This window comes from Streptomyces sp. NPDC043726, from assembly GCF_056436565.1.
Genome location: NZ_JBWKCI010000004.1, coordinates 65,386 through 91,235 on the forward strand (window position 1 = coordinate 65,386; position 25,850 = coordinate 91,235).

General features: G+C 72.2%; 25 protein-coding genes and 1 tRNA gene. 14 read left to right on the forward strand and 12 right to left on the reverse strand.

The window, feature by feature from the left end:
* Positions 1-3 precede the first annotated feature (3 nt).
* The 3 genes from AC068Z_RS12610 to hutU all read right to left on the reverse strand — a co-directional run bounded on the left by AC068Z_RS12610 (position 4) and on the right by hutU (position 4,273).
* Positions 4-1,338, reverse strand: coding sequence for a formimidoylglutamate deiminase (locus AC068Z_RS12610; protein WP_478554604.1), 1,335 nt, complete (start codon positions 1,336-1,338; stop codon positions 4-6).
* Positions 1,335-2,537 carry an allantoate amidohydrolase gene (locus AC068Z_RS12615; protein WP_478554605.1) on the reverse strand — a complete coding sequence of 401 codons (1,203 nt, stop codon included), beginning with the start codon at positions 2,535-2,537 and terminating at the stop codon, positions 1,335-1,337. Before AC068Z_RS12615 ends, AC068Z_RS12610 begins: the two co-directional genes overlap by 4 nt.
* Before the next feature lie 71 nt (positions 2,538-2,608).
* Positions 2,609-4,273, reverse strand: coding sequence for a urocanate hydratase (gene hutU / locus AC068Z_RS12620; protein ID WP_478554606.1), 1,665 nt, complete (start codon positions 4,271-4,273; stop codon positions 2,609-2,611).
* A 17-nt stretch (positions 4,274-4,290) separates the two neighbouring features.
* Here hutU and AC068Z_RS12625 point away from each other — a divergent pair, with 17 nt between their 5' ends.
* From AC068Z_RS12625 to AC068Z_RS12645, 5 genes are all read left to right on the forward strand, one after another.
* Entirely contained in the window at positions 4,291-5,829 is a 1,539-nt protein-coding gene (locus tag AC068Z_RS12625) for a type III PLP-dependent enzyme domain-containing protein (protein ID WP_478555346.1), read from the forward strand.
* 180 nt (positions 5,830-6,009) lie between these two features.
* A complete protein-coding gene (locus AC068Z_RS12630; protein ID WP_451722165.1) occupies positions 6,010-6,405 on the forward strand; it encodes a hypothetical protein in 396 nt (131 codons plus the stop codon).
* The gene (locus AC068Z_RS12635; protein ID WP_478554607.1) at positions 6,402-7,427 is read left to right on the forward strand and encodes a prolipoprotein diacylglyceryl transferase; all 1,026 of its coding nucleotides are present in this window, start codon (positions 6,402-6,404) and stop codon (positions 7,425-7,427) included. Before AC068Z_RS12630 ends, AC068Z_RS12635 begins: the two co-directional genes overlap by 4 nt.
* Before the next feature lie 28 nt (positions 7,428-7,455).
* Positions 7,456-7,941, forward strand: coding sequence for a roadblock/LC7 domain-containing protein (locus AC068Z_RS12640; protein ID WP_478554608.1), 486 nt, complete (start codon positions 7,456-7,458; stop codon positions 7,939-7,941).
* A gap of 13 nt (positions 7,942-7,954) precedes the next feature.
* Complete coding sequence (locus AC068Z_RS12645; protein WP_478554609.1) at positions 7,955-8,329, forward strand: roadblock/LC7 domain-containing protein; 375 nt, start codon at positions 7,955-7,957, stop codon at positions 8,327-8,329.
* A 10-nt stretch (positions 8,330-8,339) separates the two neighbouring features.
* Here the strand turns inward: AC068Z_RS12645 and AC068Z_RS12650 are convergent, their stop codons facing one another.
* From AC068Z_RS12650 to AC068Z_RS12660, 3 genes are all read right to left on the reverse strand, one after another.
* Complete coding sequence (locus AC068Z_RS12650) at positions 8,340-8,924, reverse strand: hypothetical protein (protein WP_478554610.1); 585 nt, start codon at positions 8,922-8,924, stop codon at positions 8,340-8,342.
* Between the two features lie 92 nt (positions 8,925-9,016).
* Entirely contained in the window at positions 9,017-9,871 is an 855-nt protein-coding gene (locus tag AC068Z_RS12655; protein ID WP_478554611.1) for a MurR/RpiR family transcriptional regulator, read from the reverse strand.
* Positions 9,868-11,376, reverse strand: coding sequence for an aromatic amino acid ammonia-lyase (locus AC068Z_RS12660; protein ID WP_478554612.1), 1,509 nt, complete (start codon positions 11,374-11,376; stop codon positions 9,868-9,870). The genes AC068Z_RS12655 and AC068Z_RS12660 overlap by 4 nt, the downstream gene beginning before the upstream one ends.
* Before the next feature lie 76 nt (positions 11,377-11,452).
* On the opposite strand from AC068Z_RS12660, the gene AC068Z_RS12665 reads away from it, so the two are divergent.
* The gene (locus tag AC068Z_RS12665; protein WP_478554613.1) at positions 11,453-11,578 is read left to right on the forward strand and encodes a hypothetical protein; all 126 of its coding nucleotides are present in this window, start codon (positions 11,453-11,455) and stop codon (positions 11,576-11,578) included.
* 50 nt (positions 11,579-11,628) lie between these two features.
* Positions 11,629-12,054, forward strand: coding sequence for a hypothetical protein (locus AC068Z_RS12670; protein ID WP_478555348.1), 426 nt, complete (start codon positions 11,629-11,631; stop codon positions 12,052-12,054).
* 64 nt (positions 12,055-12,118) lie between these two features.
* On the opposite strand, the gene AC068Z_RS12675 is transcribed toward AC068Z_RS12670, so the two are convergent.
* Entirely contained in the window at positions 12,119-13,159 is a 1,041-nt protein-coding gene (locus AC068Z_RS12675; RefSeq protein ID WP_478554614.1) for an SGNH/GDSL hydrolase family protein, read from the reverse strand.
* Between the two features lie 161 nt (positions 13,160-13,320).
* Between AC068Z_RS12675 and AC068Z_RS12680 the strand changes: the two genes are divergently transcribed.
* Positions 13,321-14,709: a cystathionine beta-synthase gene (locus AC068Z_RS12680; protein WP_478554615.1), complete on the forward strand. Its 1,389-nt coding sequence runs from the start codon at positions 13,321-13,323 to the stop codon at positions 14,707-14,709.
* 701 nt (positions 14,710-15,410) lie between these two features.
* Here the strand turns inward: AC068Z_RS12680 and AC068Z_RS12685 are convergent.
* Positions 15,411-15,686 (reverse strand): hypothetical protein, encoded by a 276-nt coding sequence (locus AC068Z_RS12685; RefSeq protein ID WP_478554616.1) that lies wholly within the window; start codon positions 15,684-15,686, stop codon positions 15,411-15,413.
* Here AC068Z_RS12685 and AC068Z_RS12690 point away from each other — a divergent pair.
* The 3 genes from AC068Z_RS12690 to AC068Z_RS12700 all read left to right on the forward strand — a co-directional run bounded on the left by AC068Z_RS12690 (position 15,669) and on the right by AC068Z_RS12700 (position 18,730).
* Positions 15,669-16,409 (forward strand): acyltransferase family protein, encoded by a 741-nt coding sequence (locus AC068Z_RS12690; protein ID WP_478554617.1) that lies wholly within the window; start codon positions 15,669-15,671, stop codon positions 16,407-16,409. The two genes, AC068Z_RS12685 and AC068Z_RS12690, sit on opposite strands and share 18 nt — an antisense overlap.
* A 42-nt stretch (positions 16,410-16,451) precedes the next feature.
* Positions 16,452-17,672, forward strand: coding sequence for an acetyl-CoA C-acetyltransferase (locus AC068Z_RS12695; protein ID WP_478554618.1), 1,221 nt, complete (start codon positions 16,452-16,454; stop codon positions 17,670-17,672).
* A 275-nt stretch (positions 17,673-17,947) separates the two neighbouring features.
* Positions 17,948-18,730, forward strand: coding sequence for a hypothetical protein (locus tag AC068Z_RS12700; protein WP_478555350.1), 783 nt, complete (start codon positions 17,948-17,950; stop codon positions 18,728-18,730).
* Between the two features lie 3 nt (positions 18,731-18,733).
* Here AC068Z_RS12700 and AC068Z_RS12705 read toward each other — a convergent pair whose 3' ends face one another.
* Positions 18,734-19,045 carry a hypothetical protein gene (locus AC068Z_RS12705; protein ID WP_478554619.1) on the reverse strand — a complete coding sequence of 104 codons (312 nt, stop codon included), beginning with the start codon at positions 19,043-19,045 and terminating at the stop codon, positions 18,734-18,736.
* 104 nt (positions 19,046-19,149) lie between these two features.
* On the opposite strand from AC068Z_RS12705, the gene AC068Z_RS12710 reads away from it, so the two are divergent.
* Positions 19,150-19,380 carry a DUF4287 domain-containing protein gene (locus tag AC068Z_RS12710; RefSeq protein ID WP_095753563.1) on the forward strand — a complete coding sequence of 77 codons (231 nt, stop codon included), beginning with the start codon at positions 19,150-19,152 and terminating at the stop codon, positions 19,378-19,380.
* A gap of 258 nt (positions 19,381-19,638) precedes the next feature.
* Here AC068Z_RS12710 and AC068Z_RS12715 read toward each other — a convergent pair whose 3' ends face one another.
* The 3 genes from AC068Z_RS12715 to AC068Z_RS12725 form a co-directional block, all read right to left on the reverse strand.
* Positions 19,639-20,550: a Bax inhibitor-1/YccA family protein gene (locus AC068Z_RS12715; RefSeq protein ID WP_478554620.1), complete on the reverse strand. Its 912-nt coding sequence runs from the start codon at positions 20,548-20,550 to the stop codon at positions 19,639-19,641.
* A gap of 152 nt (positions 20,551-20,702) precedes the next feature.
* Entirely contained in the window at positions 20,703-21,878 is a 1,176-nt protein-coding gene (locus tag AC068Z_RS12720) for a 4-hydroxybenzoate 3-monooxygenase (RefSeq protein ID WP_478554621.1), read from the reverse strand.
* A 135-nt stretch (positions 21,879-22,013) separates the two neighbouring features.
* Positions 22,014-22,096: transfer RNA gene (locus AC068Z_RS12725), tRNA-Leu, on the reverse strand.
* 394 nt (positions 22,097-22,490) lie between these two features.
* Between AC068Z_RS12725 and AC068Z_RS12730 the strand changes: the two genes are divergently transcribed.
* Positions 22,491-23,291, forward strand: coding sequence for an ABC transporter ATP-binding protein (locus tag AC068Z_RS12730; RefSeq protein WP_478554622.1), 801 nt, complete (start codon positions 22,491-22,493; stop codon positions 23,289-23,291).
* Positions 23,291-25,822: an ABC transporter permease gene (locus tag AC068Z_RS12735; RefSeq protein ID WP_478554623.1), complete on the forward strand. Its 2,532-nt coding sequence runs from the start codon at positions 23,291-23,293 to the stop codon at positions 25,820-25,822. The genes AC068Z_RS12730 and AC068Z_RS12735 overlap by 1 nt, the downstream gene beginning before the upstream one ends.
* The last annotated feature ends 28 nt before the right edge of the window (positions 25,823-25,850 follow it).

Consider the following 25,850-nt stretch of genomic DNA (forward strand, 5'->3'; position numbering starts at 1 on the left):
TCGTCAGGCGCGGAGGGCTTCGACGGCCCGCGCCAGGGCCTCGGGCACATCGGGTACGAGCGTGTGGGCCCCGTCGCGCACGACGTGCCGGCCTCCGACGATCGTGTGCCGTACGTCCGCTGCCGTCGCGGCGAATACGGCCGTCTCGGCGCCGAGCCTGGGCAGCGGCCCCGCCGTTCTGACCGAGTCGAGCGCGATCGTCGTCAGGTCGGCGAGCGCGCCGGACTCGAGGGTGCCCGCCCGGTCCCAGCCGAGGGCCGCGTGGCCGTCGGCGGAGGCGGCCCGGAGCAGGGCGGCGGCGGTCCAGTGGCCGCGGGTGCGGGTGCGCAGCCGCTCGTTGAGCTCCATCGCGCGGGCCTCTTCGAGCAGGTCGATGACGGCGTGGCTGTCGGAGCCGAGGGAGAGCGGGGAGCCCTGCCGCTGGAGGGCGACCGCGGGTCCGATGCCGTCCGCGAGGTCCCGTTCCGTCGTCGGGCACATGCAGGTGCCGGTGCCGCTGCCGCCGATCAGGGCGATGTCCTCGTCGGTGAGGTGGGTGTTGTGGACGCCGGTGGTGCGGGGCCCGAGGACCCCGTGCTCGGCGAGCAGCTGGGTGGGCGTGCAGCCGTGGGCCGTGCGGCAGGCGTCGTTCTCGGCGGTCTGCTCCGACAGGTGCACATGCAGCGGGGCCCGCCGCTCCTCGGCCCAGCGGGCCACGGTCGCCAACTGGTCGGCGGGCACGGCCCGTACGGAGTGGACGGCCGCCCCGATCCGCGCGTGATCCCGTTCCTTGAGAACTGAACAGCGTGCGGCCCAGGCTTCGGCGGTCCGGTCGGAGAAGCGGAGCTGGTGGGTGTCGGGCGGCTGTCCGAAGCCGGCGGAGAGGTAGGCGGTGTCCAGGAGGGTGATCCGGATCCCGGCGTCGGCGGCGGCCGCGATCAGGGCCTCGCCCATGGCGTTGGGGTCGGCGTAGGGGGTGCCGCCGGGGGCGTGGTGCAGATAGTGGAACTCGCCGACGGCGGTGATGCCGGCGAGCGCCATCTCGGCGTACACGGCCCGCGCGAGGGCGTGGTAGGTCTCGGGGGTCAGCCGGTCCGCCGTGGCGTACATGACCTCGCGCCAGGTCCAGAAGGTGCCGCTGCCGACCTGGACGGTGCCGCGCAGGGCGCGGTGGAAGGCGTGGCTGTGGGCGTTGGCGAGCCCGGGGAGGGTGAGACCGCGCAGGATCTCGGCGCCGGGGGGCGGCTTCTCGGTGTCGGTGCGGACGGCGGTGATGCGGCCGCCCGCGATGTCCACGGCCACGCCCGGCTCGACGTGGGTGTCGAGCCAGGCGTGCTCCAGCCAGTACGTCTGCGTCACGTGCAGGCCAGTCCTTCCAGTACGTCGGCGAGGGCGAGGACTCCGGCCACGCAGTCGTCCTCGGCGGCGAACTCGGCCGGGGAGTGCGAGACGCCGGTGGGGTTGCGCACGAACAGCATGGCGGTCGGGATCGTCCCGGACAGGATTCCGGCGTCGTGTCCGGCGCCGGTGCCGAGGACGGGGACGGTCAGGCCGGTGTCCGTGCCGAGGATGCGGGCCAGTTCGTCGCGCAGGGCGTGGTCGAACTCGACGACCGGGGTGAAGGACTCCCGGACGACGTCGAGGTCGATGCCGTGCGCCGCCGCGTACTCCGCCGCGGCCTTCCGGATGCCGCCGACCACCTGGTCGAGGGCGGCCTGGTCCTCGGCGCGGGAGTCGAGCCAGCCGCGGACGAGGGAGGGGATGGCGTTGACGCCGTTCGGCTCGACGGAGATCTTGCCGAAGGTGGCGACGGCACCGGCGAGTTCGGCCTCCCGGCGGGCGGCGAGCACGGTCTCGGCGTACGACAGCATCGGGTCGCGGCGGTCCACGAGCCGGGTGGTCCCGGCGTGGTTGGCCTCGCCCCGGAAGTCGAACCGCCATCGGCCGTGCGGCCAGATCGCGCTGGCGATGCCGACCCGGTCGCCGGAGAGGTCCAGCGCGCGGCCCTGCTCGACATGCAGCTCGACGAAGGCGCCGATCCGGGACAGCCGCTCGGGGTCCGGCCCGATGGCGTCGGGGTCGTACCCGGCGGCCTCCATGGCCCGGGGCAGGCTGACCCCGTCGCCGTCGGTCAGCCGGTGGGCGTTCTCGACGGTGAGCTGTCCCGCGGTGAGCCGCGACCCGACGCAGGCGAGCCCGAACCGGGCGCCTTCCTCGTCACCGAAGTTGACCAGGGCGAGGGGCTTGGTGAACCGCGCGTTCCGGCGGCGCAGTTCGTCCAGGGCGGCGAAGGAGGACACGACGCCGAGGGGGCCGTCGAAGGCGCCGCCGTCGGGCACGGAGTCGAGGTGCGAGCCGGTGACGACGGCGTCCCCGGCGGTCGGGTCCCCGAGCCAGGCCCACTGGTTGCCGTTGCGGTCGACCTCGTAGACCAGCCCGCGCGCCTCGGCCTGCGCCCTGAACCAGGCCCGGCACTCACCGTCGGCCCCGGTCCAGGCGAACCGGCGGTACCCGCGGGAGTCGGGGTGCCGGCCGATGGGGAGCAGCTCGCGCCACATGTCCTGGAAGGAAGGGGCGGGCCCGGCAGTCGCTGAGACGCCCGCCCCCACCGGAGAGTTGCCGCTTTGCGTCACGCCGGGTCACCCTCGCGCATCGGCACCCGCACACCCTTGTCGTCCGCCACGGACTCGGCGATGTCGTAGCCCGCGTCCACGTGCCGGATGACGCCCATGCCCGGGTCGTTCGTCAGCACGCGCCGGATCTTCTCGCCGCCCAGCTTCGTGCCGTCCGCCACCGTCACCTGCCCGGCGTGGATGGACCGCCCCATGCCGACCCCGCCTCCGTGGTGGAGGGAGACCCAGGACGCGCCGGAGGCCACGTTGACCATGGCGTTCAGCAGCGGCCAGTCCGCGATCGCGTCGGAGCCGTCGAGCATGGCCTCCGTCTCGCGGTAGGGGGAGGCGACGGAACCGCAGTCGAGGTGGTCGCGGCCGATGGCGAGGGGTGCCGCCAGCTCACCGGAGGCGACCATGTCGTTGAACCGCTCGCCGGCCTTGTCCCGCTCGCCGTAGCCGAGCCAGCAGATCCGCGCGGGCAGACCCTGGAAGTGGACGCGCTCGCCGGCCATCTTGATCCAGCGGTGCAGGGACTCGTTCTCCGGGAACAGCTCCAGGATCGCCTTGTCCGTCTTGGCGATGTCGGAGGCCTCGCCGGAGAGCGCGGCCCACCGGAAGGGGCCCTTGCCCTCGCAGAACAGCGGGCGGATGTAGGCGGGGACGAAGCCGGGGAAGGCGAACGCCCGGTCGTACCCGGCGAGCTGTGCCTCGCCGCGGATGGAGTTGCCGTAGTCGAAGACCTCGGCGCCGGCGTCCATGAAGCCGACCATCGCCTCGACGTGCCGCGCCATGGACTCCCGCGCGCGGGTGGTGAAGCCGGCCGGGTCCTTCGCCGCGTAGGAGGCCATGTCGTCGAAGTCGACGCCGACGGGCAGGTACGACAGCGGGTCGTGGGCCGATGTCTGGTCGGTGACGATGTCGATGGGGGCGCCCTCGGCGAGCATCCGCGGCAGCAGCTCCGCCGCGTTGCCGAGCAGGCCGATGGAGAGCGGGCGGCGGGCGTCCCGGGCCTCGACGGCGAGCTGGAGGGCGTGTTCCAGGGAGTCGGCGCGGACGTCCAGGTAGCGGTGCTCGATGCGGCGCTCGATGGCGCGGGGGTCGACGTCGACACAGATCGCGACGCCGTCGTTCATGGTGACGGCGAGCGGCTGGGCGCCGCCCATGCCGCCGAGGCCCGCGGTGAGGGTGATCGTGCCCGCGAGGGTGCCGCCGAACTTCTTCGCGGCGACCGCGGCGAAGGTCTCGTAGGTGCCCTGCAGGATGCCCTGGGTGCCGATGTAGATCCAGGATCCGGCCGTCATCTGGCCGTACATGGTCAGGCCGAGCTGCTCCAGGCGGCGGAACTCCTCCCAGTTGGCCCAGTCGCCGACGAGGTTGGAGTTTGCGATGAGGACGCGCGGGGCCCACTCGTGGGTCTGCATGACGCCGACCGGGCGGCCGGACTGGACGAGCATGGTCTCGTCCTGCTTCAGGGTCCGCAGCGTGCGGACCATCGCGTCGAAGGAGCGCCAGTCCCGGGCGGCCTTGCCGGTGCCGCCGTAGACGACGAGCTTGTCGGGGTGCTCGGCGACCTCGGGGTCCAGGTTGTTCTGCAGCATCCGCAGGGCGGCCTCCTGCTGCCATCCCAGGGCGCTCAGTTCCGTACCGCGCGGCGCTCGTACGGGGCGGGGTCCTGACATGGTCTGCCTCCTTGCGGATGGTGCTGCCGGATTGTTGCTGCCGTTATTCACATCCTGGCGTTCTGAATAGAGCTAGTCAATACGTTCGTGCGCCAGCGCGGGCGCGTCGCGGATGTTTGTCTGGATACGTGGTCCCGGGGCAGGCGGTCCCGGGGAACGACGCGACGGGGGCTGCGGTGGACAGGGTCAAGGACGGCGGGACGGGCGAGCACGAGCACGGGGCGCGCCGGGACGAGGCGGTGCGGGCCGCCGTGGAGCAGGGGCTGCTGAGCCCGGACTCCCCCATCGTGGGCCTGCTCGACGTGACCGGCATCCGGGAGTCGGCGGCGGCCCTGCGGTCGGCGTTCAGGGCGGTCACCGCGCCTGACACCCCGGTGCTGCACGCCTTCGCGGTCAAGGCGACCCCGCTGGTGCCGGTGTTGCGGCTGCTGCACGAGGCGGGGATCGGCGCGGAGGTGGCGAGCCCGGGCGAGCTGGCGCTGGCGCGCGCGGCGGGGCTGCCGCCGGAGTGTACGGTCCTGGACTCGCCCGCGAAGACGCCCGCCGAGCTGCGCGAGGCGCTGGCCCTCGGGATCGCCGTCAACGCCGACAATCCGCAGGAGCTGGACCGGATCGACGCCCTGATGAGGTCGGCCCCGAGCCGCTCTCCGCTCGGCGTCCGGGTCAATCCGCAGGTGGGCGCCGGTGCCATCGAGGCGCTGTCGACGGCGACGGCGACCTCGAAGTTCGGGGTGGCGCTGCGCGACGAGGGGGCGCGCGAGTGGGTCGTGCGGGCGTATCTGGACCGGCCGTGGCTGACCCGGCTGCACGCGCACACCGGCTCCCAGGGCGTCCCGCTGTCGCTGATGGCGCGGGGCGTCGCGGAGACGTACGCGCTCGCGGAGGAGATCAACGCCCGGATCGGGCGGCGCCAGATCGACACGATCGACATCGGCGGCGGGCTGCCGGTCAACTTCGCCTCGGACGCCATGACGCCGACGTACGCGCAGTACGCACGACTGCTGAGCGAGGCGGTACCGGGGCTGTTCGACGGCCGCTACGGTCTGGTGACCGAGTTCGGGCGCTCACTGCTGGCCAAGCACGGGACGGTGCTGGCACGGGTGGAGTACGCCAAGAGCGCGGGCGGCCGGCCGGTGGCGGTGACGCACGCGGGCGTGCAGGTGGCGACGCGCACGGTGTACGCGCCGGGGGCCTGGCCGCTGCGGATCGCCGCGTACGACCCGAAGGGGCGGCCGAAAACGGGCGCCGAGGTGGTGCAGGACGTGGCCGGTCCCGCCTGCTTCGCGGGGGACCTCCTGGCCGAGGCGCGGGCGCTGCCCCTGCTGGAGCAGGGGGACCTGGTGGCCGCGCTGGACACGGGCGCGTACTACTTCGCGCACCACTACGCCTACAACTCCCTGGCCCGGCCCGGCATCTACGGCTTCGCGCCGGGCGCGTCCGGCGGTGTCGCCTTCGCGACGGTGCGGGAGCCGCAGAGCGTGGACGCGATCGTGGCCGAATCCGGAGGGGCGCACGCGTCCGCGCTCACCACCCTCCGGGCACCCGAGCACCCTTGACGCACTCCGGCGGCTCCGCGGTTCATCGGAATCAACCGGCTGCGAGCACGTGGCCAGTTGACCCACTTTAGCCATCCGCCGCATGTTCCACCGGAAAATGCCAGAACCCTCACCCGTCGCCCACACGTTGCGTAGTTTCGGCGTTACTCAGCCGAACCCCGAGGCGGGAGGGGAAGCACGGTGCCCGGAATCGACGAGTGTCTGCTGGAGGCCATGCGGCTGCCCGGAGCCAGGGGCGCCGCTCTGGTCGACTGGACCAGCGGGCTGGCCCTGGGCACGGTAGGCGAGTCCCCGGGCGGCGATCCGGAGGCCAGCGCGGCGGAGGCCGCGGAGCTGGCCCGGCTGGCCGCGGAGCACCGGGCGTTCGCGCCCGGTGACGAGGGCGTCGGCGCGGAGGAGCTGCCGGTCGAGGATCTGATCCTCAGCAACCGCGACAGCTATCACGTGCTGCGCTTCGTGTGGACGTCGTTCGACAGCAGCGTGTTCCTGCATCTGTGGCTGGGCCGCGAGGAGGGCAATCTCGCGCTGGCCCGGATCCGGCTCGGCGAGCTGGCCGGACGGCTGGTGCTGGGATGACCGCGCTGCGGGCCACCCCGGCCGGACTGCCGCGACTGCCGGTGCGCGACCGGAGCACGGCCGGGGAGCGGGTGACGCGCGGGCTGTCGCCGATGCTGAGCCGGCTCGCCGCGGAGCGGGCCACCGGCGTGCTCCAGCGCGAGCGGGGCGCGCTGTACCTGGCCGAGGGCCGGGTGGTGCACGCCGAGAGCCCGGCCGCCCCCGGCCTCGACGTCCTGCTCACCGCGCACGGCACCCTCTCCACCGCCGCCTGGCAGGACGCCGTAGACCGGGCCGACGACCGGCTGGGCGCCGCCCGCCTCCTCGTCGACAGCGGCCGTCTCGCCTCCGGCACCCTGGAGCTGTGCCACCTGGGCGCCCTGTACGACGCCGCCTACTTCGCGCTCGCGCCCAGCAGCACCCCCGGCCGCTTCCGCTACGGCACCGGGCACTGGCTCGGACCCGTGCACCCGGTGCCGGTGGCCGCCGTGGAGCGCGAGACCCTGCGCCGCCGCGACCTGCTGGACCGCATCTGGCCCGACCCCGGCACCGACAGCGCGCCCCTGGCCCGTGCCGACCCGCCCCGGCTCCCGGCGCTCACCGCCCGGCAGCGCGCGGTCGTCTCCCTGCTGGACGGCGTCCGCACGGCGACGGACATAGCGCGAGCCCTGGGCCGCCCGGCCTTCCACACCCTGGTGGACATACGGCGCCTCGCGGCAGCGGGAGTCCTGGCCCCGCGCGCACCGGAGCACGACCCCGACTCCGCGCCCGCCGGCACCGAGCCCACGAGACCGGAACCGGCCCCTTGGTCCGGGGATCCGGCCGGACATCCGGCCCCGGAGCAGCACGAGCACTCCGGACCGGAGCCGGACCCGACCCGGCCCGGACTCCCGAGCCGCGCCCGGCCCCCGGTCCCGCCGCCCACCCGGCCCGAGCCCCCGCCCTGGTCCCCGACCCGGCCCGCCCCCACGGAGCGGCTCGCGCCCGACGACCCCGACGTCGCCCTGCTGAAGAGAGTCCGGGATGCGCTGGAGGCCCTTTGACCGACAGGACCGACAGAGGAGAAACCTGATGGCCGCCGAGGCGCCGATTCTCGACGAGCTCCACCGGCTCAGAGCCCGCATCCCCCAGCTGACCGGCTCCCTCGCGGCCAGCGTCGACGGCCTGGTCGTCGCCGAGGACACCCCCGGCGTCGAACCGGAGGGCGTGGCCGCGCTCACCGCCGCCGCGCTGGGCGTCGCGGTACGGCTGACGGACGTCACCGGCCGCGGTGAGCTGCGCGAGCTCCTCGTGCGCGGCCGGGACGGCTATGTGGCGACGTACGCCGCGGGCCAGGGCGCCGTGCTGACCCTGCTCGCCCGGGACGACGTCAGCGTCGGCCGTCTCCATCTGGAGGGCCGCCGGGCGGCCACCCGGATCGGGGAGCTGGTCGACGGGGCGGCGGACGAGGGCAGGGTCCGCGCGCCCGTCAGGTCCCCCGCGGTCGCGCGGACCAGGACCCCGCGCGCCCAGCGCACCGCGGCCACGACCAAACCCAGTACGAACAACGAGAGTTGAGAGGAAACCACCGATGGCCAACACCGAGACCTCGCTGAAAGAGGCGCTGACCTCGATCGAGGGCGCGACCGGAGTCGCGCTCGTCGACTACACCAGTGGCATGGCCCTGGGCACCCTGGGAGGCGGCAAGAACTTCGACCTGGGCGTCGCCGCCGCCGGCAACACCGATGTCGTGCGCGCCAAGATGCGCACGATGGAACACCTCGGTCTCAAAGGCGAGATCGAGGACATCCTGATCACCCTGTCCGACCAGTTTCACCTGATCCGGCTGATCGGCGGGCGCGGCGGCAACGGCCTGTTCATGTACCTGGTGCTCGACGCCAAGCGCGCCAACCTGGCCATGGCCAGGCACCAGTTGCGGAAGATCGAGCAGGACCTGGAGGTCTGACCGACCGGGGCTAGACCAGCACGTCGGCGCGGCGGCGCGCCCCGCCCGGGGCCGCGTCGCCCGCCGCGATCCCGGTGCCGCGGTAGGCCTTGGCCGCCTTCCCGGCCGGCCGTCCGCCGCGCGCCGAGAGCCAGTCCACGCGCACCCACAGCAGCGCGTCCCCGGACCGTTCGCGCCGCCCGATCCAGCCGGACTTCAGCCACAGTCCGGCGCCCGCACCGGCGAGCAGCATGCCGCCCGCGGCAGGCACCGCGAACGCGCTGCCGAGCGCGGCGGCGAAGGCGAGCAGCAGCCACCAGCGGTGCCCCCGGCGCCAGTTGCGCACGGTCACCGCCCGGTCCTGGAGCACATCGTGCTTGCCCGCGCGGGCCGCCCCGGCCATGAGGGCGACGTACCGCCGGCGCCGCCGGTACGCCACGACCGCCGTCGTGACGATGAACAGCGCCGCGCCCGCCAGGACGCCGATCCGACGCCCCGTCAGCCCGGGCACCAGGACACCGGTCCCGGCCGCGAACACCCCGAGCCACCACATCGGTGCCGCTCCGGCCCTTACGACGACGGCCACCCGAGCCAGTCCCTGACCTCCGCGTGCCACGTCCGCCTCCTCGTCGTCCCGGAGTCCGGAGCCGAATTCCGGACTCGCCGTGGCGGGAGACTAGCGGGCCAGTGTGAGACGAGGCTGAGAAATCACTCCACGAACAGCCCGCGCGCCGCCGCCCGCGCGTCGAACTCCTCCAGGCGCGCCTGCGCGTCCGGCAGGTCGTCGCACATCGCCTCCAGCAGCACCCGGCCGAGCAGCATCGGCGCGCACGCGGTGTCGAAGGCGAGCCCGGTCCCGACGGCGGCCGGGAGCAGCAGGTCGGAGGCCTTGGCGACCGGCGCGAAGGCGGAGTCGGCGACGGTGACCACGGTCAGCCCGGCCTCCTTGGCGTAGCCGAGGGTGTCCAGGACCTCGCGCGGATGCCGGGGCAGCGCGAAGCAGAGCAGCGCCGTGGCGCCCGCGCGGACGCAGGCGTCGATCCGGTCGTGGACCATCGTGCCGCCCTCGTGCAGCAGCCGGACGTCCGGGTGGACCTTGGCGGCGAAGTAGGCGAAGCCGTACGCCTGGGAGGCCGCCGCGCGCAGTCCGAGCACCGGCAGCGGCCGGGAGGCGGCCAGCAGCCGGCCCGCCCGCTGCACCGGGCTGGGATCGGCGAGCAGCTCCGCCAGGTGCCGCAGGTTCTCGATCTCGGCCTCCACGGCCTGCTGGTACTCGTTGCAGGTGCCCGCGGCGGCCACCGGCTCGGCGGGCGCGACCTCGCGCAGGTGCTTGCGCAGGGCCGGGTAGCCGTCGAAGCCGAGGGCGACGGCGAAGCGGGTCACGGACGGCTGGCTGACGCCCGCCAGTTCGGCCAGTTCGACGCTGGAGAGAAAGGGCACGTCGGCGGCCCGCCGGACCATGCTGTGCGCGATGCGCCGCTGGGTCGGCGTCAGCCGGTGCCCCTCGAAGAGCGCCTGCAGCCGGGCTGCCGGGGTGTCCACCGTGTTCCTGTCCGCGCTCATGCCGCGCTCCCCCTCCAGATCTCCGTGAACCGGTCGAGCAGCCGGGCCGCCGCGCTCACGTCGTCCGTGAGCGGCCGGTCGGCCTGGTCCTCGTCGAGCACCGCCTCGGCCAGTTCCAGCGCGCGCCCCGCCGGGAGCCCCGGCTCGGGCCTGAGGCCGCGCTGGCGCAGCGCCCGTACGGCGGCGACGAGTTCACAGCCGACGACGAGCCGGTACGCGCCGCACGCGCGCAGCGTCTGCCGGGCGGCGAGCGAGGCGAAGCTGGCCTGTTCCTCGACGCCCCGGGAGAGTACAGCGTGGCCGAGGGAGGCGGGAGCCGAGAAGGCGCGCAGGTCACCGAGGGCGGCCGCGGCGGAGTACTCCAGGATCATCACCCCGGACGAGGCGGGCTCCTGGTCGGCGAGGAAGGGCTTCAGGCGGGTGTAGGCGGGCTCGTTGAGGGTGGACAGCCGGGACGTGGACAGGCGCGCCACCTGGGTGACGGCGAGCCTGAAGTGGTCCAGCGCGAGGGCGAGTTGAGCCTGGTAGAAGCCGCCGTGGTGGTAGGCGGCCAGGTCGTCCACGGCGATGAGGGGGTTCTCGGCGGCCGCGTTGATCTCCACCGCGAGCACGGCCTCCAGGGCGTCCGCCGCGTCGTGCGCGGGGCCGTGGATCTGGGGCAGACAGCGGAAGCCGTACGGGTCCTGGATCCGCCCGAGCGGGGGCGTGGGCCGGTCCGCCGCGCCGATCAGCTCCCGCATGCGCCGGGCGACTTCGGCGGTCCCGCGATGCGGGCGGGCCTCGTGCACGGGCGCCGCGTAGGGCTCGTGCGAGCCGTCGACGGCGAGGAGGGACAGCGCGGCGACGACCTGCGTGGCGGCGATGAGCCCGCGCAGTTCGTGCAGGGCGAGGGCGGCCTGGCCGAGGGTGAGGGCGTTGCTGCTTATCAGGGCGAGCGCGTCGTTGTTGTCCAGCGGCTGCGGCTCGGGGGCGCCGGCTCCGCGCCAGGGGTGTTCCCCGGCGAGCGCGAGTCCGACCTGGGCGAGGGCGGCGAGGTCGCCGGTGCCGACCGAGCCGAACTCGTTGACGACCGGGAAGGCCCCGCTCTCCAGGGCCTCGCACAGGGCGGTGACGACGGTGGGCCGCAGGCCGGCGCCCCCGGCCAGCAGTTGGTTGGCCCGTACGGCGAGCATGGCGCGCACCTGGCGGGCGGGCAGCTCCTCGCCGATGCCCCCGGCGTGGCTCCGCAGCAGCCGCAGGCCGTGTCCGGCGGCGGCCTCGGTGGGCACGTCCTCGTTCCGGTTGGCACCGACGCCGGTGGAGCGGCCGTAGACGCGTCCGGTGGCGGCGATCTGCCGGGCGGCGTCCCAGGAGCGGGTGGCCCGCTTCATCGCCGCGTCGTCCGGCACCGGCCGCGCGGCCCCGTCGGCGAGGCGCACCACGTCCGCGACGGAGAGTTCACGGCCGTCGAGGAGCACCGACCCGGTGCCCACGACCGAAGGCCCGTCCACGATCCCAGACGACATCAAGCCCAGACTCCCCAACCTATTCAGACAGCAAGAACTCTGCATGACGTTATACAGGCCGGGCAAGGGACATCTCATGATCCAGTTGGACGCGCCCGCCTCCGGCACCATCCGGCTCGGCAACGTCCTCACCACCGCCCGGCTGACCGAGCTCAGCCGCCGGAAGCAGCCGGGGGGACCCCCGGCCGAACAGGGGGGCTAACCCCAGTGCGACCGGCGCCCGCGCTTTCTACCGTAGGTGCCATGACCGGAATGGACGCGCGGGACACCGAGCTGAAGAAGGAACTCAACGCGACTCTGCACGCCCGCAGGGATCTCGGCGAGGAGTACGAGTCCGCGCTGGTCGACTCGTTCCTGGAGAAGGTCGACCAGCGGATCGACGGGGCGGTCGAGCGCCGGGTGCGCCGGCAGCTCGCCGAGCAGCAGATGGTGGTGGCCCGGGGCGCCCGGTCGCCGCAGACGACGGACAGCTGGGGCGAGCGCTTCGGCTTCGGCCTGGTCTCGCTGGTCCTGGCCATCCCGCTGTCCGGCATCGGCGGCGGCGTCGCGGGCCTGTCCGGCCTGTTCGTCGCCTGGGCCGGCATCGTCGGCGTCAACGTCGTCCAGGCGGTCCGCATCAACCCGGACCTGTTCCGCCGGGGCCGCAAGGCCCGCAAGGACTCGGACTGGGAGGACTGACCGGCGGGACCGGGGTCCGCGTACGGCTGCCCGGCGCCGCGATCCGCTGTGGACGGGCGAGGGATCACACCCCCGACCGGCTCGGATCCGCCGGATCCGGGCTGAGCTGGGGCTCCGCCACCCGCCGCCGACGCCTGCGCTTGAGCAGGGCCCATGGGCCCCGGGGCCCGGTCGGCATGGCCGCCGTGACCTCCGTACCGGCCTCCGAGGCCGCCTCCGCGGCGGCCCGGGCCACCGGCAGGAAGCCCTCGCGGCGGGAGACGTCGGGGCGCTCCTCGTCCGCGGGCCACAGGCCGAGCGCCGCGCAGACCGTGGGGAGGACGGCCATGGCGGCCGTCGCGTAGCCCTCCGCCGAGGGGTGGTAGCTGTCCGCGCCGAACATCTCGCGCGGGTTCGCCGCGAACTCCGGGCCCAGCAGATCGCCCAGCGACACCGTACGGCCGCCCTGTTCGACGACGCCGATCGTCTGGGCCGCCGCGAGCTGGCGCGAGGCGCGCCGGGCCAGCCAGCGCAGGGGCTGCTGGACCGGCTCGATGGTGCCGAGGTCGGGGCAGGTGCCGACCACCACCTCGGCGCCGGCCGTGCGCAGCCGTCGTACCGCCGTGGAGAGGTAGCGCACCGAGCGCGTCGCGGGCATCCGGTGCGTGACGTCGTTGGCGCCGATCATGATCACGCAGACGTCGGGCACCTGGCCGGAGTCTGCCAGGGCCTCGGACACCTGGCGTTCCAGGTCGTCGGAGCAGGCGCCCGGCAGGGCGACGTTGCGCAGTTCCACCGGCCGCTCCGCCACCGCCGCGAGCCCTGACGCCAGCAGCGCGCCCGGCGTCTGTCCGGACCGCCGTACCCCCTGGCCCGCCGCCGTGGAGTCGCCCAGCAGCAGCAGGCGCAGCGGCGGCTCGCCCAGCGTCGTGTACCCCAGGCCGTACCGGCCCTCCGCGCTCGGCGCGTGCGGCGCCGTGCCGTTGCCCACGGCCCGCTTGGCCAGCTGGACCTCCGCCAGCACCAGACCCACGACCGCCGCGCCCGCCAGACCGATCCCGCCGCCGCCGTACGCGGCGCCGGCCGCGATCCGCCGGGCCACCCTCGCCCTCGACATGCTCGTCATGCCTCGCCGCCACCTCCTCGAACCCGTACATCCACTGCTTGCCCCGCACGGACCGTGGCCCAATCCCAACGGCGAGTGAACGACCGTCATGGCCCTCGCCCAGGCCATAGGCTGGCGGAACCACTAACGACCACATCTTTTGCAAGCATCCGGAGACAACGGTGCATTTCCACGACTCGATGATCAGTCTCGTCGGCAACACCCCGCTGGTGAGGCTCAACAGCGTGACCAAGGGCATCAAGGCGACCGTCCTGGCCAAGGTGGAGTACTTCAACCCCGGCGGCTCGGTGAAGGACCGGATCGCCCTGCGCATGATCGAGGCCGCGGAGGAGAGCGGTGCGCTCAAGCCCGGCGGCACCATCGTCGAACCGACCAGCGGCAACACCGGGGTCGGGCTCGCCATCGTGGCCCAGCAGAAGGGCTACAAGTGCATCTTCGTGTGCCCCGACAAGGTGAGCACCGACAAGATCAACGTCCTGCGCGCCTACGGCGCCGAGGTCGTCGTCTGCCCGACCGCCGTGGACCCGGAGCACCCGGACTCCTACTACAACGTCTCCGACCGCCTGGTCCGCGAGACGCCGGGCGCCTGGAAGCCCGACCAGTACTCCAACCCCAACAACCCGGCCTCCCACTACCACTCCACGGGACCCGAGCTGTGGGAGCAGACGGAGGGGCGGATCACCCACTTCGTGGCGGGCGTGGGCACCGGCGGCACCATCTCGGGCACCGGCCGCTATCTGAAGGACGTCAGCGACGGCAAGGTCAAGGTCATCGGCGCCGACCCGGAGGGCTCGGTGTACTCGGGCGGGTCCGGGCGGCCGTACCTCGTCGAGGGCGTCGGTGAGGACTTCTGGCCGACCGCCTACGACCGCACGGTCGCCGACGAGATCGTCCCGGTCTCCGACAAGGACTCCTTCCAGATGACCCGCCGTCTGGCCAAGGAGGAGGGCCTGCTGGTGGGCGGCTCCTGCGGCATGGCGGTCGTCGCCGCGCTGCGGGTCGCCGAGCGTCTGGAGGAGGACGACGTGGTCGTCGTCCTGCTGCCGGACAGCGGCCGCGGCTACCTCAGCAAGATCTTCAACGACGAGTGGATGGCCGACTACGGCTTCCTGGAGGACGAGGGCCCGAGCGCCCGCGTCGCCGACGTGCTCAGCGACAAGGAGCACGGCGCCATCCCGTCCCTCGTCCACATGCACCCCGACGAGACCGTCGGCCAGGCCATCGAAGTCCTGCGCGAGTACGGCGTCTCGCAGATGCCGATCGTCAAGCCGGGCGCCGGCCACCCGGACGTGATGGCGGCGGAGGTCGTCGGGTCCGTCGTCGAACGGGAGCTGCTCGACGCCCTGTTCACCAAGCGGGCCTCGCTGGAGGACCCGCTGGAGAAGCACATGTCGGCCCCGCTGCCGCAGGTCGGCTCCGGCGAACCGGTCGGCGACCTGATGTCCGTGCTCGGTACGGCGGACGCGGCGATCGTCCTGGTCGAGGGCAAGCCCACCGGGGTGATCGGCCGTCAGGACCTGCTGGCGTTCCTCGCCAAGGGCGGTAAGTAGCGGCGAACGTCCGGTGAACGGCCCGTGTCGGCGGCGAACTTGCGGTGATCAGCACCCTTCGTCGCTTCGCGGAAGTGGTACGAGCGTGTCACGTCCGCGCAGCACCCGCTTAACACGGGTACGGCAGATTGGGGGTTGTCGGCAGGGCGGGAGCGGCTCCCCGCCCCGGCCGGCGCCGAACGGCGCCAAGGACCTCCGGAGCGGCTCCCGGACCTCCATGGACGCCACGGACGCGAGGCCCGGTCCTGACCCGGCCCGTGTCCCTCGCGGGGACCGCCGTCGTCCCGCCCCCCGGCAACGGGGGTGCGGCGGTCCCCGCGCACAGCTCTTTCAGCGGCCGGTACGGCCCGAGGCCCCCTCCGGGCACGCACATGATTCCGCGCCAGGTCCTGGTGCCGCCGACCTGGCGGACGCGAACCGGAAGGCCCCCCTCCTGCGGATCCGCCTTCCGTACACGCATCGTTCACCGTCCGAGCGGGATGACGTAACCGGATCACCCCCGCCTTGGGCGAAGGTGTGCATCCGCTGTCATGCTGCTGTCAGGAGCACGCCCCCGCGATGGAAAAGCCGCCGACGAGTTCCACCGGCCAGAGCCGGATCCGTGACCCCTGGTGGGACAACGCCCGGTTCGTGTCCGCGGCACTGATCGTGGTCCTGCACACCGTGGGCAGCCTGATGACCCGCCACGACCCGCTGGGCGCCTACCACGTCGGCACCTGGGCGTTCCGGGTCCCGCTCTTCGTGATCCTGGCCGGCGTGTTCAGCGGCGGCGGCCCGCTGGGCGCGCGCCAGCTGAGGACACTGCTGCACTCCATCGCCCTGCCGGCCCTGATCTTCAGCCTGCTGTACTCGCTGGAGGTGTACGCGCTCGGCGGCCGCTTCACGGTGCACATCACCCAGCTGCCGTGGACGCTGTGGTTCCTGATGTCGCTCTTCTTCTGGCGGCTGCTGAGCCCCTGGTGGTCCAGCTGCGCCATCCGCTGCTGGTCACCACGGCCGTCGCGCTGGCGGTCGGGTACGTGGAGGAGTTCGGCATGCAGTTCTCGGCCAGCCGGACCCTCGTCTACCTGCCGCTGTTCTACCTCGGGTGGCGCCTCGGGCAGGGCGCGCTCCGGGAGTGGTTCGAAAGCCGGTGGAGTCTGCCGGTCGCCATGGCGGGGGTGCTCGCCTCGTTCACCGTCGGCTGGTTCTGGCACGACGACGTGAAGGGCACCTGGCTGTCGATGCGCCACGCGTACCAGGCCGACACCCCACTGGGCATGGAGGGCGCCTGGCTGGTCCGGCTGGCGGTGCTGGCCTCGGCCGCGGGCCTGGTGCTCTGCCTGCTGCGCCTGATACCGAGACGACGGCTGCCGCTGATCTCCGCGCTCGGCTCGGGCGGCTTCACCATCTACCTGCTGCACCCGCTGATCATCCTGCCGCTGCGCGAGCGCGGTCACATCGCCCGCGCGGACACCCACGCGGAGCTGCTCGGCCTGATGGTGTGCGGGGTGCTGCTCGCGGTGGTGCTCGGTACGCCCTGGGTACGCCGCCTGGTCCAGCCGCTGACCAAGCCGCCGGTGGACTGGCTGTTCGTCCCCGCACCCGCCCCCGCCGAGCCGAAGGCGGCCGACACCCCGGAGGAGGCCCTAAGCAAGCGCTTGGAAAAGAGGTCCGCATCACACCCGGATAGCGGTGACCGAAGCCTTACGTACAGGTAACTTCCCCCGTACGCCCCTCTTCCGTCGTCGTCTGGAGCCGTGATGCCCGAAGCCGTGATCGTCTCGACCGCCCGCTCCCCCATCGGCCGCGCTTTCAAGGGCTCCCTCAAGGACCTGCGCCCGGACGACCTCACCGCCACGATCATCCAGGCCGCCCTCGCCAAGGTCCCCGAGCTGGACCCGCGCGACATCGACGACCTGATGCTCGGCTGCGGTCTGCCCGGCGGCGAGCAGGGCAACAACCTCGGCCGGATCGTGGCCGTCCAGATGGGCATGGACCACCTGCCCGGCTGCACCGTCACCCGGTACTGCTCCTCGTCCCTGCAGACCAGCCGCATGGCCCTGCACGCCATCAAGGCCGGCGAGGGCGACGTCTTCATCTCGGCCGGTGTCGAGATGGTCTCCCGCTTCACCAAGGGCAACTCCGACTCCCTGCCGGACACGCACAACCCGCTCTTCGCCGAGGCCGAGGCCCGCACCGCCGAGGTCGCCACGCAGGAGGGCACGACCTGGCACGACCCGCGCGAGGACGGCCTCGTCCCGGACGCCTACATCGCGATGGGCCAGACCGCCGAGAACCTCGCCCGCTGGAAGGGCGTGACCCGGCAGGACATGGACGAGTTCGGCGTCCGCTCGCAGAACCTCGCCGAGGAAGCCATCAAGAACGGCTTCTGGGAGCGCGAGATCACCCCGGTGACCCTGCCCGACGGCACGGTCGTCAGCAAGGACGACGGCCCGCGCGCCGGCGTCACCCTGGAGGGCGTGCAGGGCCTGAAGCCGGTCTTCCGCCCGGACGGCATGGTCACCGCGGGCAACTGCTGCCCGCTGAACGACGGTGCCGCGGCGGTCGTCATCATGAGCGACACCAAGGCCCGCGAGCTGGGCCTGACCCCGCTCGCCCGGATCGTCTCGACCGGCGTCTCCGGCCTCTCCCCCGAGATCATGGGCCTCGGCCCGGTGGAGGCGTCCCAGCAGGCGCTGCGCCGCGCCGGCCTGACGATCGACGACATCGACCTGGTCGAGATCAACGAGGCCTTCGCCGCGCAGGTGATCCCCTCCTACCGCGACCTGGGCATCGACCTCGACAAGCTGAACGTCAACGGCGGCGCCATCGCGGTCGGTCACCCCTTCGGCATGACGGGCGCCCGCATCACCGGCACGCTCATCAACTCCCTGCAGTTCCACGACAAGCAGTTCGGTCTGGAGACCATGTGCGTGGGCGGCGGCCAGGGCATGGCGATGGTCATCGAGCGTCTGAGCTGAGCGTGTTCGGCGTACGACCCTGAGTGACCCATAGGCCCGGAACCCGGTAACCGCCAAGGTTCCGGGCCTTTTTGTGATCCAATCTCCCCCAGGATGTGACCTATCTCCCTCTGACGAGGGGTTTTCGCAGGTCAGACGCGTTTCACCCGACCCCGCCAGACCCAAAGTCCTGTCCGGTTCGTGACGTTACGCACTGACAGCTGGATAGTCCTCCCTTCAAGCTGATGTAGGAAGTCGGGGGTCGACTTTGAACCGGGAGTACGTCAGTGAGCGCCATGCCCATCGCCCTGCTGCTCACCACGGCCGCCACCGGCGCCGTGGGCGTCGCCGTCCTGCGCACCCTCATGGTGTTGCGCCGGCAGGTCGCGGCCCTGCACACCGAGCTCGCCGCGAGCAACGCGGCCGCGGCCCGGGGTCTGGTGCCCGCCGCCCGTCCGGCCGCCGACACCGACGAGATACGCGCCGCCGTGGCCGAGGCCCTGGCGGAGGAGCGGGAACGGGAGCTGGCGGAGGCGCGCGCGTTCTGGGCCGCCCAGGAGGCCCGGGACGCCTCCGACGCGCCGACCCTGCTGGGCCTGAGCGACAGCGAGCTGTACCTGCCGCGGCAGGCCGATTTCGTGGGCCTTGAGCCCCTGGAGCCGGTCGCCGAGCCGAGCGCGGACGCCGACGAGTTCGCCGGGGAGTCCCCCGAGCTGGCCGCGGCCCGCCGCCGGCACCCCTCGCACCCGGACTTCGTGCCGGTGCAGTCGCCGGTGGTGAACGACCATGAGCGTACGGTCGCCGCCCTGGAGGAGCTGGCCGCCTCGGCCACCGAACTCACCGACGTCCGCCCGGGGCCCCTCGGCACCCTCGACGTCTACGTCTTCGCCGACGGCACGACCCTGTGCATGACCCCGGGCCACCGCGAAACGGCGGAACGCCTCGCCGAGGCCCTCCGCACGGGTGAGACCCCGTTCCTGCTGGGCGGCTCGGGCATCTCGGGCGCGTACACGCTGACCTTCGCCTGCGGCGAGGAGAACGTGTACATCCTGGCGGACCGGGTCATAGCGAGCCTGTAGGAGTCACACTCCGGCGCGCTTCTGGGCCGCTGCCACCAGTTCCACAGCTTCTTCCACCTGGGCCTCGTCCGTCAGGACGAGGCCCAAGTCGTGCACCGCGACGGTGATTTGGTCGGCGGCGGCGAACATCCCCGCGTCCGGCATCTCCAGAGGCTCCCGCGAGGCGTCCTCGAGCAGCTGCGCCCGCCGGGACAACTCCCTGGCCAGACCCAGCGCCTCGGCCGCGGCCCCCCGTTGCAGTCGGGATTGCGGTGCCGCCCTCAACCGGTCGGCGAAGTGATCCACAGCCTGCGTCAGACGCGTCGTATCCACCACGCCGCAACCGTACGCGCAGCACCGGGACTGTTGCCAATACGCGAACGCTCAGGCACCGTGACCTGAAGGACCGGCTTACATCCCCTTTGCGTCCGGAGGCGCCGATGTCCCACGTCCTCTCCGAGGAGACCCACCGCAACATGCTCGCCCGCATCCCCCATTGCACCGGTCGTGAAGTCTCCGACTGGCTGCGCACCGTGGAGGAAGGCCCGGCCCTCTTCCGCTTCGAAGAGAAGGTCAGCTGGCTTCGCCACGAGTACGACCTCGCGTACGGCCACGCGAAGGCGATCGTCCACGAGTACGACCTGAGGAGGGCGGCGCGCAAATTCCTCTAGGCGCTGTCGTCAAATTCCCGTCGTCCGCCCGAAGGGCGGGCCCCGCGGCGTTTGGCGCGTGCGATCGCAAGGCGCCGGGTCGTCCGCGTGGCGGAGTCACGTGGACGACCCGGCAACGCGGCGAGCGTGCGTGCCAAACGCCGCGGGGCAGGCGGGAATTTGACGGCAGGGCCTAGGCGCGCACAGACGGCGAAGGGCCCCGGGCGGGAAGCCCGGGGCCCTTCGGAACAGCCGTGTCAGACCGGCCGAAACCGCCGATCAGTCACTGCTGTTGAGGATCGAGATGATCCTCAGGAACTCCATGTAGATCCACACCAGCGTCAGCGTGAGGCCGAAGGCGGCGAGCCAGGCCTCCTCGCGCGGGGCGCCGTAGGCGATGCCGTCCTCGACCTGCTTGAAGTCCAGGGCCAGGAAGGCCGCGCCGAGCAGGATGCCGACGACACCCATGAGGATGCCGAGCGGGCCGCTGCGGAAGCCGAGGCCGTCGCCGCCGCCGAAGACCGCGAACAGCAGGTTGACCGCCATCAGCATGATGAAGCCGAGCGCGGCCGCCATCACGAAGCCGACGAAGCGGCGGTTGACCCGGATCCAGCCCGCCTTGTAGGCGATCAGCACGCTGAGGAAGACACCCATCGTGCCGAGCACGGCCTGCATGGCCGCGCCGTCCGCGATGCGGTTGTCGACGACGCTGGAGACCACACCGAGGAAGACACCCTCGAACGCGGCGTACGTCAGGATCAGCGCGGGCGAGGCCTTGCGCTTGAAGGACTGCACCAGCGCCAGGACCATGCCGATCAGGCCGGCGACGATGGCGATGCCGTAGGACTTGTTGATGTTGGCGTCGTCGACCGGCAGCAGCGCCCATGCGAGCGCGGCGGTGACGATCAGGGTGCCGAGGGTCGTGCCGGTGCGCAGGACGACGTCGTCCATCGTCATCCGGCCGGTGGTGACCGGGGCCTGCGGCGGCGCGCCGTGCTGCAGGTCCTGCTGGGCGTAAGGGTTCTGCGCGTACGGGTTCTGGGCGTACGGGTTACCACCCTGCGGCTGGGCATACGGGTTGCCCTGCGTGCCCACAGCGGCGCCCCCGGCCTGCGGCTGGGCGTTGAAGCCCGCGTAGCCGTTGTCGCGGCTGAACCCCCGTCGCGAGAAGACCGGGTTGCTGCTCCTCATTTCACTCCTCCATGGACGCCTACGCGACCTTGGCCTCAAGAGTAATGGAAAGGCAAAGGATTGACCCTACTACCTGCGGAGGATCTTTCCCTCACCATGCTGCCCAACACGCTACGCGACCGGGTGATTCCCGCCACCACCACCGCTCACTCTTAACCGAACGGGAACCCCGTGTACGCCTCGGCCAGATCGGTCTCGGCGGCCCGCGAGGAGGCGATCCGCGCGAGCCGGGCGAGCTGGAGGCGGTCCTCGAAGGGGGTCGCGCCGGGGGCCCGGTGGAGCAGGGCCGTCATGTCGTAGGAGAACCGCTCGGCCTGCCACACCCGCTCCAGACAGGTCGCGGAGTAGGCGTCGAGCAGCTCCGGCGAGCCGGTCTCCTTCTCGTACGTCAGCGCCCGCGCGAAGGTGACGACGTCCCCCACGGCCAGGTTCAGCCCCTTGGCCCCGGTCGGCGGCACGATGTGCGCCGCGTCACCGGCCAGGAAGAGGCGGCCGTGGCGCATGGGCTCGTGGACGTAGGAGCGCATCGGGGTGACCGACTTCTGGGTGATCGGGCCGCGGTCGAGGCGCCAGTCGTCGGCCGTCTCGAAGCGGCGCTCCAGCTCGGCCCAGATCTCCTCGTCCGGCCAGTCCTCCGCGTCGGTGCCGTCGGCCACCTGGAGGTAGAGGCGGGAGACGGAGGGGGAGCGCATGGAGAGCAGCGCGAAGCCCCGGTCGTGGCGGGCGTAGACCAGCTCGTCGTGGGACGGGGGCACGTCGGCCAGGATGCCCAGCCAGGCGAAGGGGTACGTCCGCTCGAAGACCCGGACGAGCTCCGCGGGGATCGCCCGGCGGGCCACACCCCAGAAGCCGTCGCAGCCGACGACGTAGTCGCACTCCAGCACCTCCTCGCGGCCCTCGTGCCGGAAGCGGACGCGCGGGCGGTCGGTGCCGGCGTCCTCCACCGCCAGGGCCTCCGCCTCGAACAGCAGCGGGCCGCCCTCCTTCAGCTGCAGGGCGATGAGGTCCTTGCAGACCTCGGTCTGGGCGTAGACGGTCACCGACCGGCCGCCGGTGAGGGCGGGGAAGTCGACGCGGTGGCGGGTGCGGTCCCAGCGCAGCTCTATGCCGTCGTGGCGCAGGCCCTCGCGGTCCATGCGCTCCCCGGCCCCGGCCGCGCGCAGGACGTCGACCGTGCCCTGTTCGAGGATCCCGGCGCGCTGCCGCTGCTCGACGTAGGCGCGGTCCCGGCTCTCCAGGACGACCGAGTCGATCCCGGCGCGGTGCAGCAGCCGGGCGAGGAGGAGCCCGGCGGGGCCGGCTCCGATGATGCCGACGGTGGTGCGCATCGAGCAGCCTCCCTCTCACTTGTTCGCGCAGTGAAGTTTGTTTCACTGACTTTCGCCCATGAGTTTCCGACCGCGTCCGCGCGCTGTCAACGGCTCTGCGGTGAAGTCTTCAATGGACGGTGCAGGTGTCGGAGGTGCCCGGAACCGGACTTGAACCGGTACGCCCGCGAGGGGCAGCGAGGTTTAAGCTCGCCGTGTCTGCATTCCACCATCCGGGCAGGCCATGGGCTCCGCATCGAGGTTCCGAGCCTATCGGGATACATCCCCCGAACAGCGGAAGGACGGCCCGATGTTGTCTTATTTTATTGACGTCTGAGGGTGCATCAGCCCACGGAACGGGCCATCCGCACTTGCCAATAGCCTTGCGTGAGGCGCTCGGCCACGCATGCGGAATGACGGAATTTCACCGCCCGAACAAGGACGCTCCACCTGTTCTCGACACAGTGGTTCTCAGGGGCCGCCGTCATCCCCAGGTATGACACGAGCACGCCCGGTCCGACCCGAGTCTGCCTTCGGAACCGGAACAGCGGCTGACTACACGGGCCCCGGCGGCCATGACGATGGATGACATCCCCCGAACACCTTCCGTCGCATGCCGAGGAGCGCCTACTCGTGACCACCGCATCCATCGCCGGCCGGGCCACCGCCGTGGCCGCGCGCGCCCAGGATCTGTCGAAGATCTACGGACAGGGCGAGACCCAGGTGGTCGCCCTGGACCGGGTCTCCGTCGAGTTCCGCCAGGCCGAGTTCACCGCGATCATGGGCCCGTCCGGCTCCGGCAAGTCCACGCTGATGCACTGCGTGGCGGGCCTGGACACCTTCTCCTCCGGCTCCGTGCGCATCGGCGACACCGAGTTGGGCTCGCTGAAGGACAAGCAGCTCACCAAGTTGCGCCGGGACAAGATCGGTTTCATCTTCCAGGCCTTCAACCTGCTGCCGACGCTGACCGCGCTGGAGAACATCACCCTCCCGATGGACATCGCGGGCCGCAAGCCGGACAGGCAGTGGCTGGATTCGGTCATCGAGATGGTCGGCCTGTCGGACCGGCTCAGCCACCGCCCCGCGCAGCTCTCCGGCGGCCAGCAGCAGCGCGTCGCGGTCGCCCGCGCCCTCGCCTCCAAGCCGGAGATCATCTTCGGTGACGAGCCCACCGGAAACCTCGACTCCCGGTCCGGCGCCGAGGTGCTGGGCTTCCTGCGCAACTCCGTACGGGAGTTGGGTCAGACCGTGGTGATGGTGACCCACGACCCGGTCGCCGCCGCCTACGCGGACCGGGTGGTCTTCCTCGCCGACGGCCGCATCGTGGACGAGATGTACGGCCCCACGGCCGACAACGTGCTCGACTTCATGCTGCGTTTTTCTGGGGGGAACCCCCAGACCCCCGAGATCGACGCGAAGGGCCGCACCTCCTGATGTTCCGCACCGCCCTGCGCAACGTTCTCGCGCACAAGGCCCGGCTGCTGATGACCGTGCTCGCCGTCATGCTCGGCGTCGCGTTCGTCTCCGGCACCCTGGTCTTCGCCGACACCCTCTCCAACGCCTTCCGCAACCAGTCGGCGAAGAGCTACGACGACGTCGCCGTCGCCGTCACCTCGCACGCCGACCCGGACAACCCCGAGGAGGAGCCCGGCCTCTCGCGGAAGACCGTCGACCGGATCTCCGCCGTGGACGGCGTCGCCGGCGCCTACGGCCGTGTCGAGGGCTTCGCCGGGGTCGCCGACCCCGACGGCAAGCTGATCGGCGTCGGCTGGTCCAACAAGGGCTCCAACTTCGCCCCCGGCAAGGACGGCGAGGACCCCGCGTACGAATTCACCGACGGCTCGGGCCCGGTGAAGGACGATCAGATCGCCCTGGACGAGGAGTCCGCCGCCAAGGGCCGGTACGAGGTCGGCGACCGGGTCCGGGTCGCGACCAACGGGCCCGTGGCGGAGTACACCCTCAGCGGTGTGTTCACCACCGAGGACGGCGCCGTGAACGCCGGCGGCAGCCTCGTCCTGTTCGACACCGCCGTCGCCCAGAAGCAGTACCTCGAGCCGGGCTACTTCGAGAGCGTCACCGTCACCGCCGCCTCCGGCGCGACCGACACGCGGATCCTGAACGCGGTCGAGCCGCTGCTGCCGGACACCGCCGAGGCCCAGACCGGCCAGGCACTCGCGGACGAGCAGGCCGAGGAGATCGAGCGGGGCCTCGGCAACCTCAAGCAGGTCCTGCTCGGCTTCGCCGGCATCGCGCTGTTCGTCGGGGTCTTCCTGATCTCCAACACCTTCACCATGCTGGTCGCCCAGCGCACGAGGGAGATCGCCCTGATGCGCGCCGTGGGCGCGTCCCGCAAGCAGATCACCCGCTCCGTGCTCGCCGAGGCCGCGGTGGTGGGCCTGGTCGCCTCGGTGATCGGCTTCGCCCTCGGCATCGGCCTCGCGGTCGGTCTGCGGTCCGGCATGGCCGCGTTCGAGATGAAGATCCCGGGCGGCCCGCTGGTCGTGTCCGCCACGCCGGTGCTCGCCGCGATCGGCGTCGGTGTGCTGATCACGATGTTCGCCGCCTGGCTGCCCGGCCGCCGGGCCGCGAAGATCCCGCCCGTGGCCGCCATGAACAGCGTCCACGCCGTGGCCACCACCAAGTCGCTGGTGCTGCGCAACTCCATCGGCGCGGCCATCACCGCCCTCGGCGCCGCCGGGATCGTGCTGGGCGCCTCGACCGGCGGTGACGACGGCCGCCTGTACATCGGCGTGGGCGCGTTCCTCGCGCTGGTCGGTGTGATCATCCTGATCCCGCTGCTGTCCCGGCCCGTGATCGCGCTCGTCCGTCCGCTGCTCGTCGGCCCGTTCGGGGTGGCCGGCAAGCTGGCCGGCCAGAACGCGGTCCGCAACCCCCGGCGCACCGGAGCCACCGCCTCCGCGCTGGCGATCGGACTGACGCTGGTGACCGGCCTGTCGGTGCTCGGCATCACGGTCGGCACGGCCATCGACAAGATGACCACGGACAACATCAAGGCCGACTACATGGTCTCGATGGCCAACGGCGGCGACCTGGACCAGTCCGCGCTGACGGCGCTGGAGAAGGCCAAGGGCGTATCGGCGGTCTCCCCGCAGCAGGACGCCTATCTCCAGGCCGGCGACGACTACGTCTCCGCCTCCGCGGTCACCCCGGGCGACATCCAGCGCGTCCTGAACGTCGACGTCGTCGACGGTGACGTCGACTCGCTCGCCGAGGGGCGGATCGCGGTCGCCGAGAAGACGGCGAAGAGCAAGGGCTGGAAGCCCGGCGACCGGGTCGAGTTCACCTTCGCCGACGAGAAGAAGGCCACGCTGACGGTCGGCGCCGTCTACGAGGACAGCGAGTTCCTCTCCCCCGTGCTCGTCGACCGGAAGGTCGTGAGCGAGCACGAGGCGAAGCCGTACATCCGTCAGATCTTCGTGAAGGTGGACGGCGGCCAGTCGGCGGCCAACGAGAAGGTCCTCGTCGACGCGCTGGGCGACAACCCGGCGATCACCGTCATGGACCGCCAGGACATCCGCAACGAGTTCGGCGGCGCCATCAACACCCTGCTGAACATCATGTACGGCCTGCTGGCGATGGCCCTGATCATCGCGGTGCTGGGGGTGGTCAACACCCTGGCGATGTCGGTCTTCGAACGGCAGCAGGAGATCGGCATGCTGCGGGCGATCGGCCTCGACCGGCGCCGGGTCAAGCGCATGGTCCGGCTGGAGGCCGTGGCGATCTCGGTGTTCGGCGCGGTGGTCGGCATCGGCCTCGGCGCGTTCCTCGGCTGGGCGATCGGCGAGACCTTCGCCGACGCGATCCCCGGCTACGCGCTGGTCCTGCCGTGGGACCGGATCGGGATCTTCCTGGTGCTGGCCGGTCTGGTGGGAGTCCTGGCCGCGATGTGGCCGGCCCGCAACGCCGCGCGGCTGAACATGCTCAACGCGATCAAGACGGAGTAGCCGTGCACAGCGCGAGGGCCCCGTTCCC

Coding starts and splice junctions, on each gene's coding strand:
- AC068Z_RS12645 (WP_478554609.1), top strand. CDS start 7,955: ATGGCCAACACCGAGACCTCGCTGAAAGAGGCGCTGACCTCGATCGAG.
- AC068Z_RS12700 (WP_478555350.1), top strand. CDS start 17,948: ATGCCCATCGCCCTGCTGCTCACCACGGCCGCCACCGGCGCCGTGGGC.
- AC068Z_RS12665 (WP_478554613.1), top strand. CDS start 11,453: ATGATCCAGTTGGACGCGCCCGCCTCCGGCACCATCCGGCTCGGCAAC.
- AC068Z_RS12735 (WP_478554623.1), top strand. CDS start 23,291: ATGTTCCGCACCGCCCTGCGCAACGTTCTCGCGCACAAGGCCCGGCTG.
- AC068Z_RS12670 (WP_478555348.1), top strand. CDS start 11,629: ATGGACGCGCGGGACACCGAGCTGAAGAAGGAACTCAACGCGACTCTG.
- AC068Z_RS12675 (WP_478554614.1), bottom strand. CDS start 13,159: ATGACGAGCATGTCGAGGGCGAGGGTGGCCCGGCGGATCGCGGCCGGC.
- AC068Z_RS12720 (WP_478554621.1), bottom strand. CDS start 21,878: ATGCGCACCACCGTCGGCATCATCGGAGCCGGCCCCGCCGGGCTCCTC.
- AC068Z_RS12715 (WP_478554620.1), bottom strand. CDS start 20,550: ATGAGGAGCAGCAACCCGGTCTTCTCGCGACGGGGGTTCAGCCGCGAC.
- AC068Z_RS12625 (WP_478555346.1), top strand. CDS start 4,291: ATGGTGCTGCCGGATTGTTGCTGCCGTTATTCACATCCTGGCGTTCTG.
- AC068Z_RS12695 (WP_478554618.1), top strand. CDS start 16,452: ATGCCCGAAGCCGTGATCGTCTCGACCGCCCGCTCCCCCATCGGCCGC.
- AC068Z_RS12710 (WP_095753563.1), top strand. CDS start 19,150: ATGTCCCACGTCCTCTCCGAGGAGACCCACCGCAACATGCTCGCCCGC.
- AC068Z_RS12655 (WP_478554611.1), bottom strand. CDS start 9,871: ATGAGCGCGGACAGGAACACGGTGGACACCCCGGCAGCCCGGCTGCAG.
- AC068Z_RS12640 (WP_478554608.1), top strand. CDS start 7,456: ATGGCCGCCGAGGCGCCGATTCTCGACGAGCTCCACCGGCTCAGAGCC.
- hutU (WP_478554606.1), bottom strand. CDS start 4,273: ATGTCAGGACCCCGCCCCGTACGAGCGCCGCGCGGTACGGAACTGAGC.
- AC068Z_RS12660 (WP_478554612.1), bottom strand. CDS start 11,376: ATGTCGTCTGGGATCGTGGACGGGCCTTCGGTCGTGGGCACCGGGTCG.
- AC068Z_RS12635 (WP_478554607.1), top strand. CDS start 6,402: ATGACCGCGCTGCGGGCCACCCCGGCCGGACTGCCGCGACTGCCGGTG.
- AC068Z_RS12615 (WP_478554605.1), bottom strand. CDS start 2,537: ATGTGGCGCGAGCTGCTCCCCATCGGCCGGCACCCCGACTCCCGCGGG.
- AC068Z_RS12685 (WP_478554616.1), bottom strand. CDS start 15,686: ATGGCGCAGCTGGACCACCAGGGGCTCAGCAGCCGCCAGAAGAAGAGC.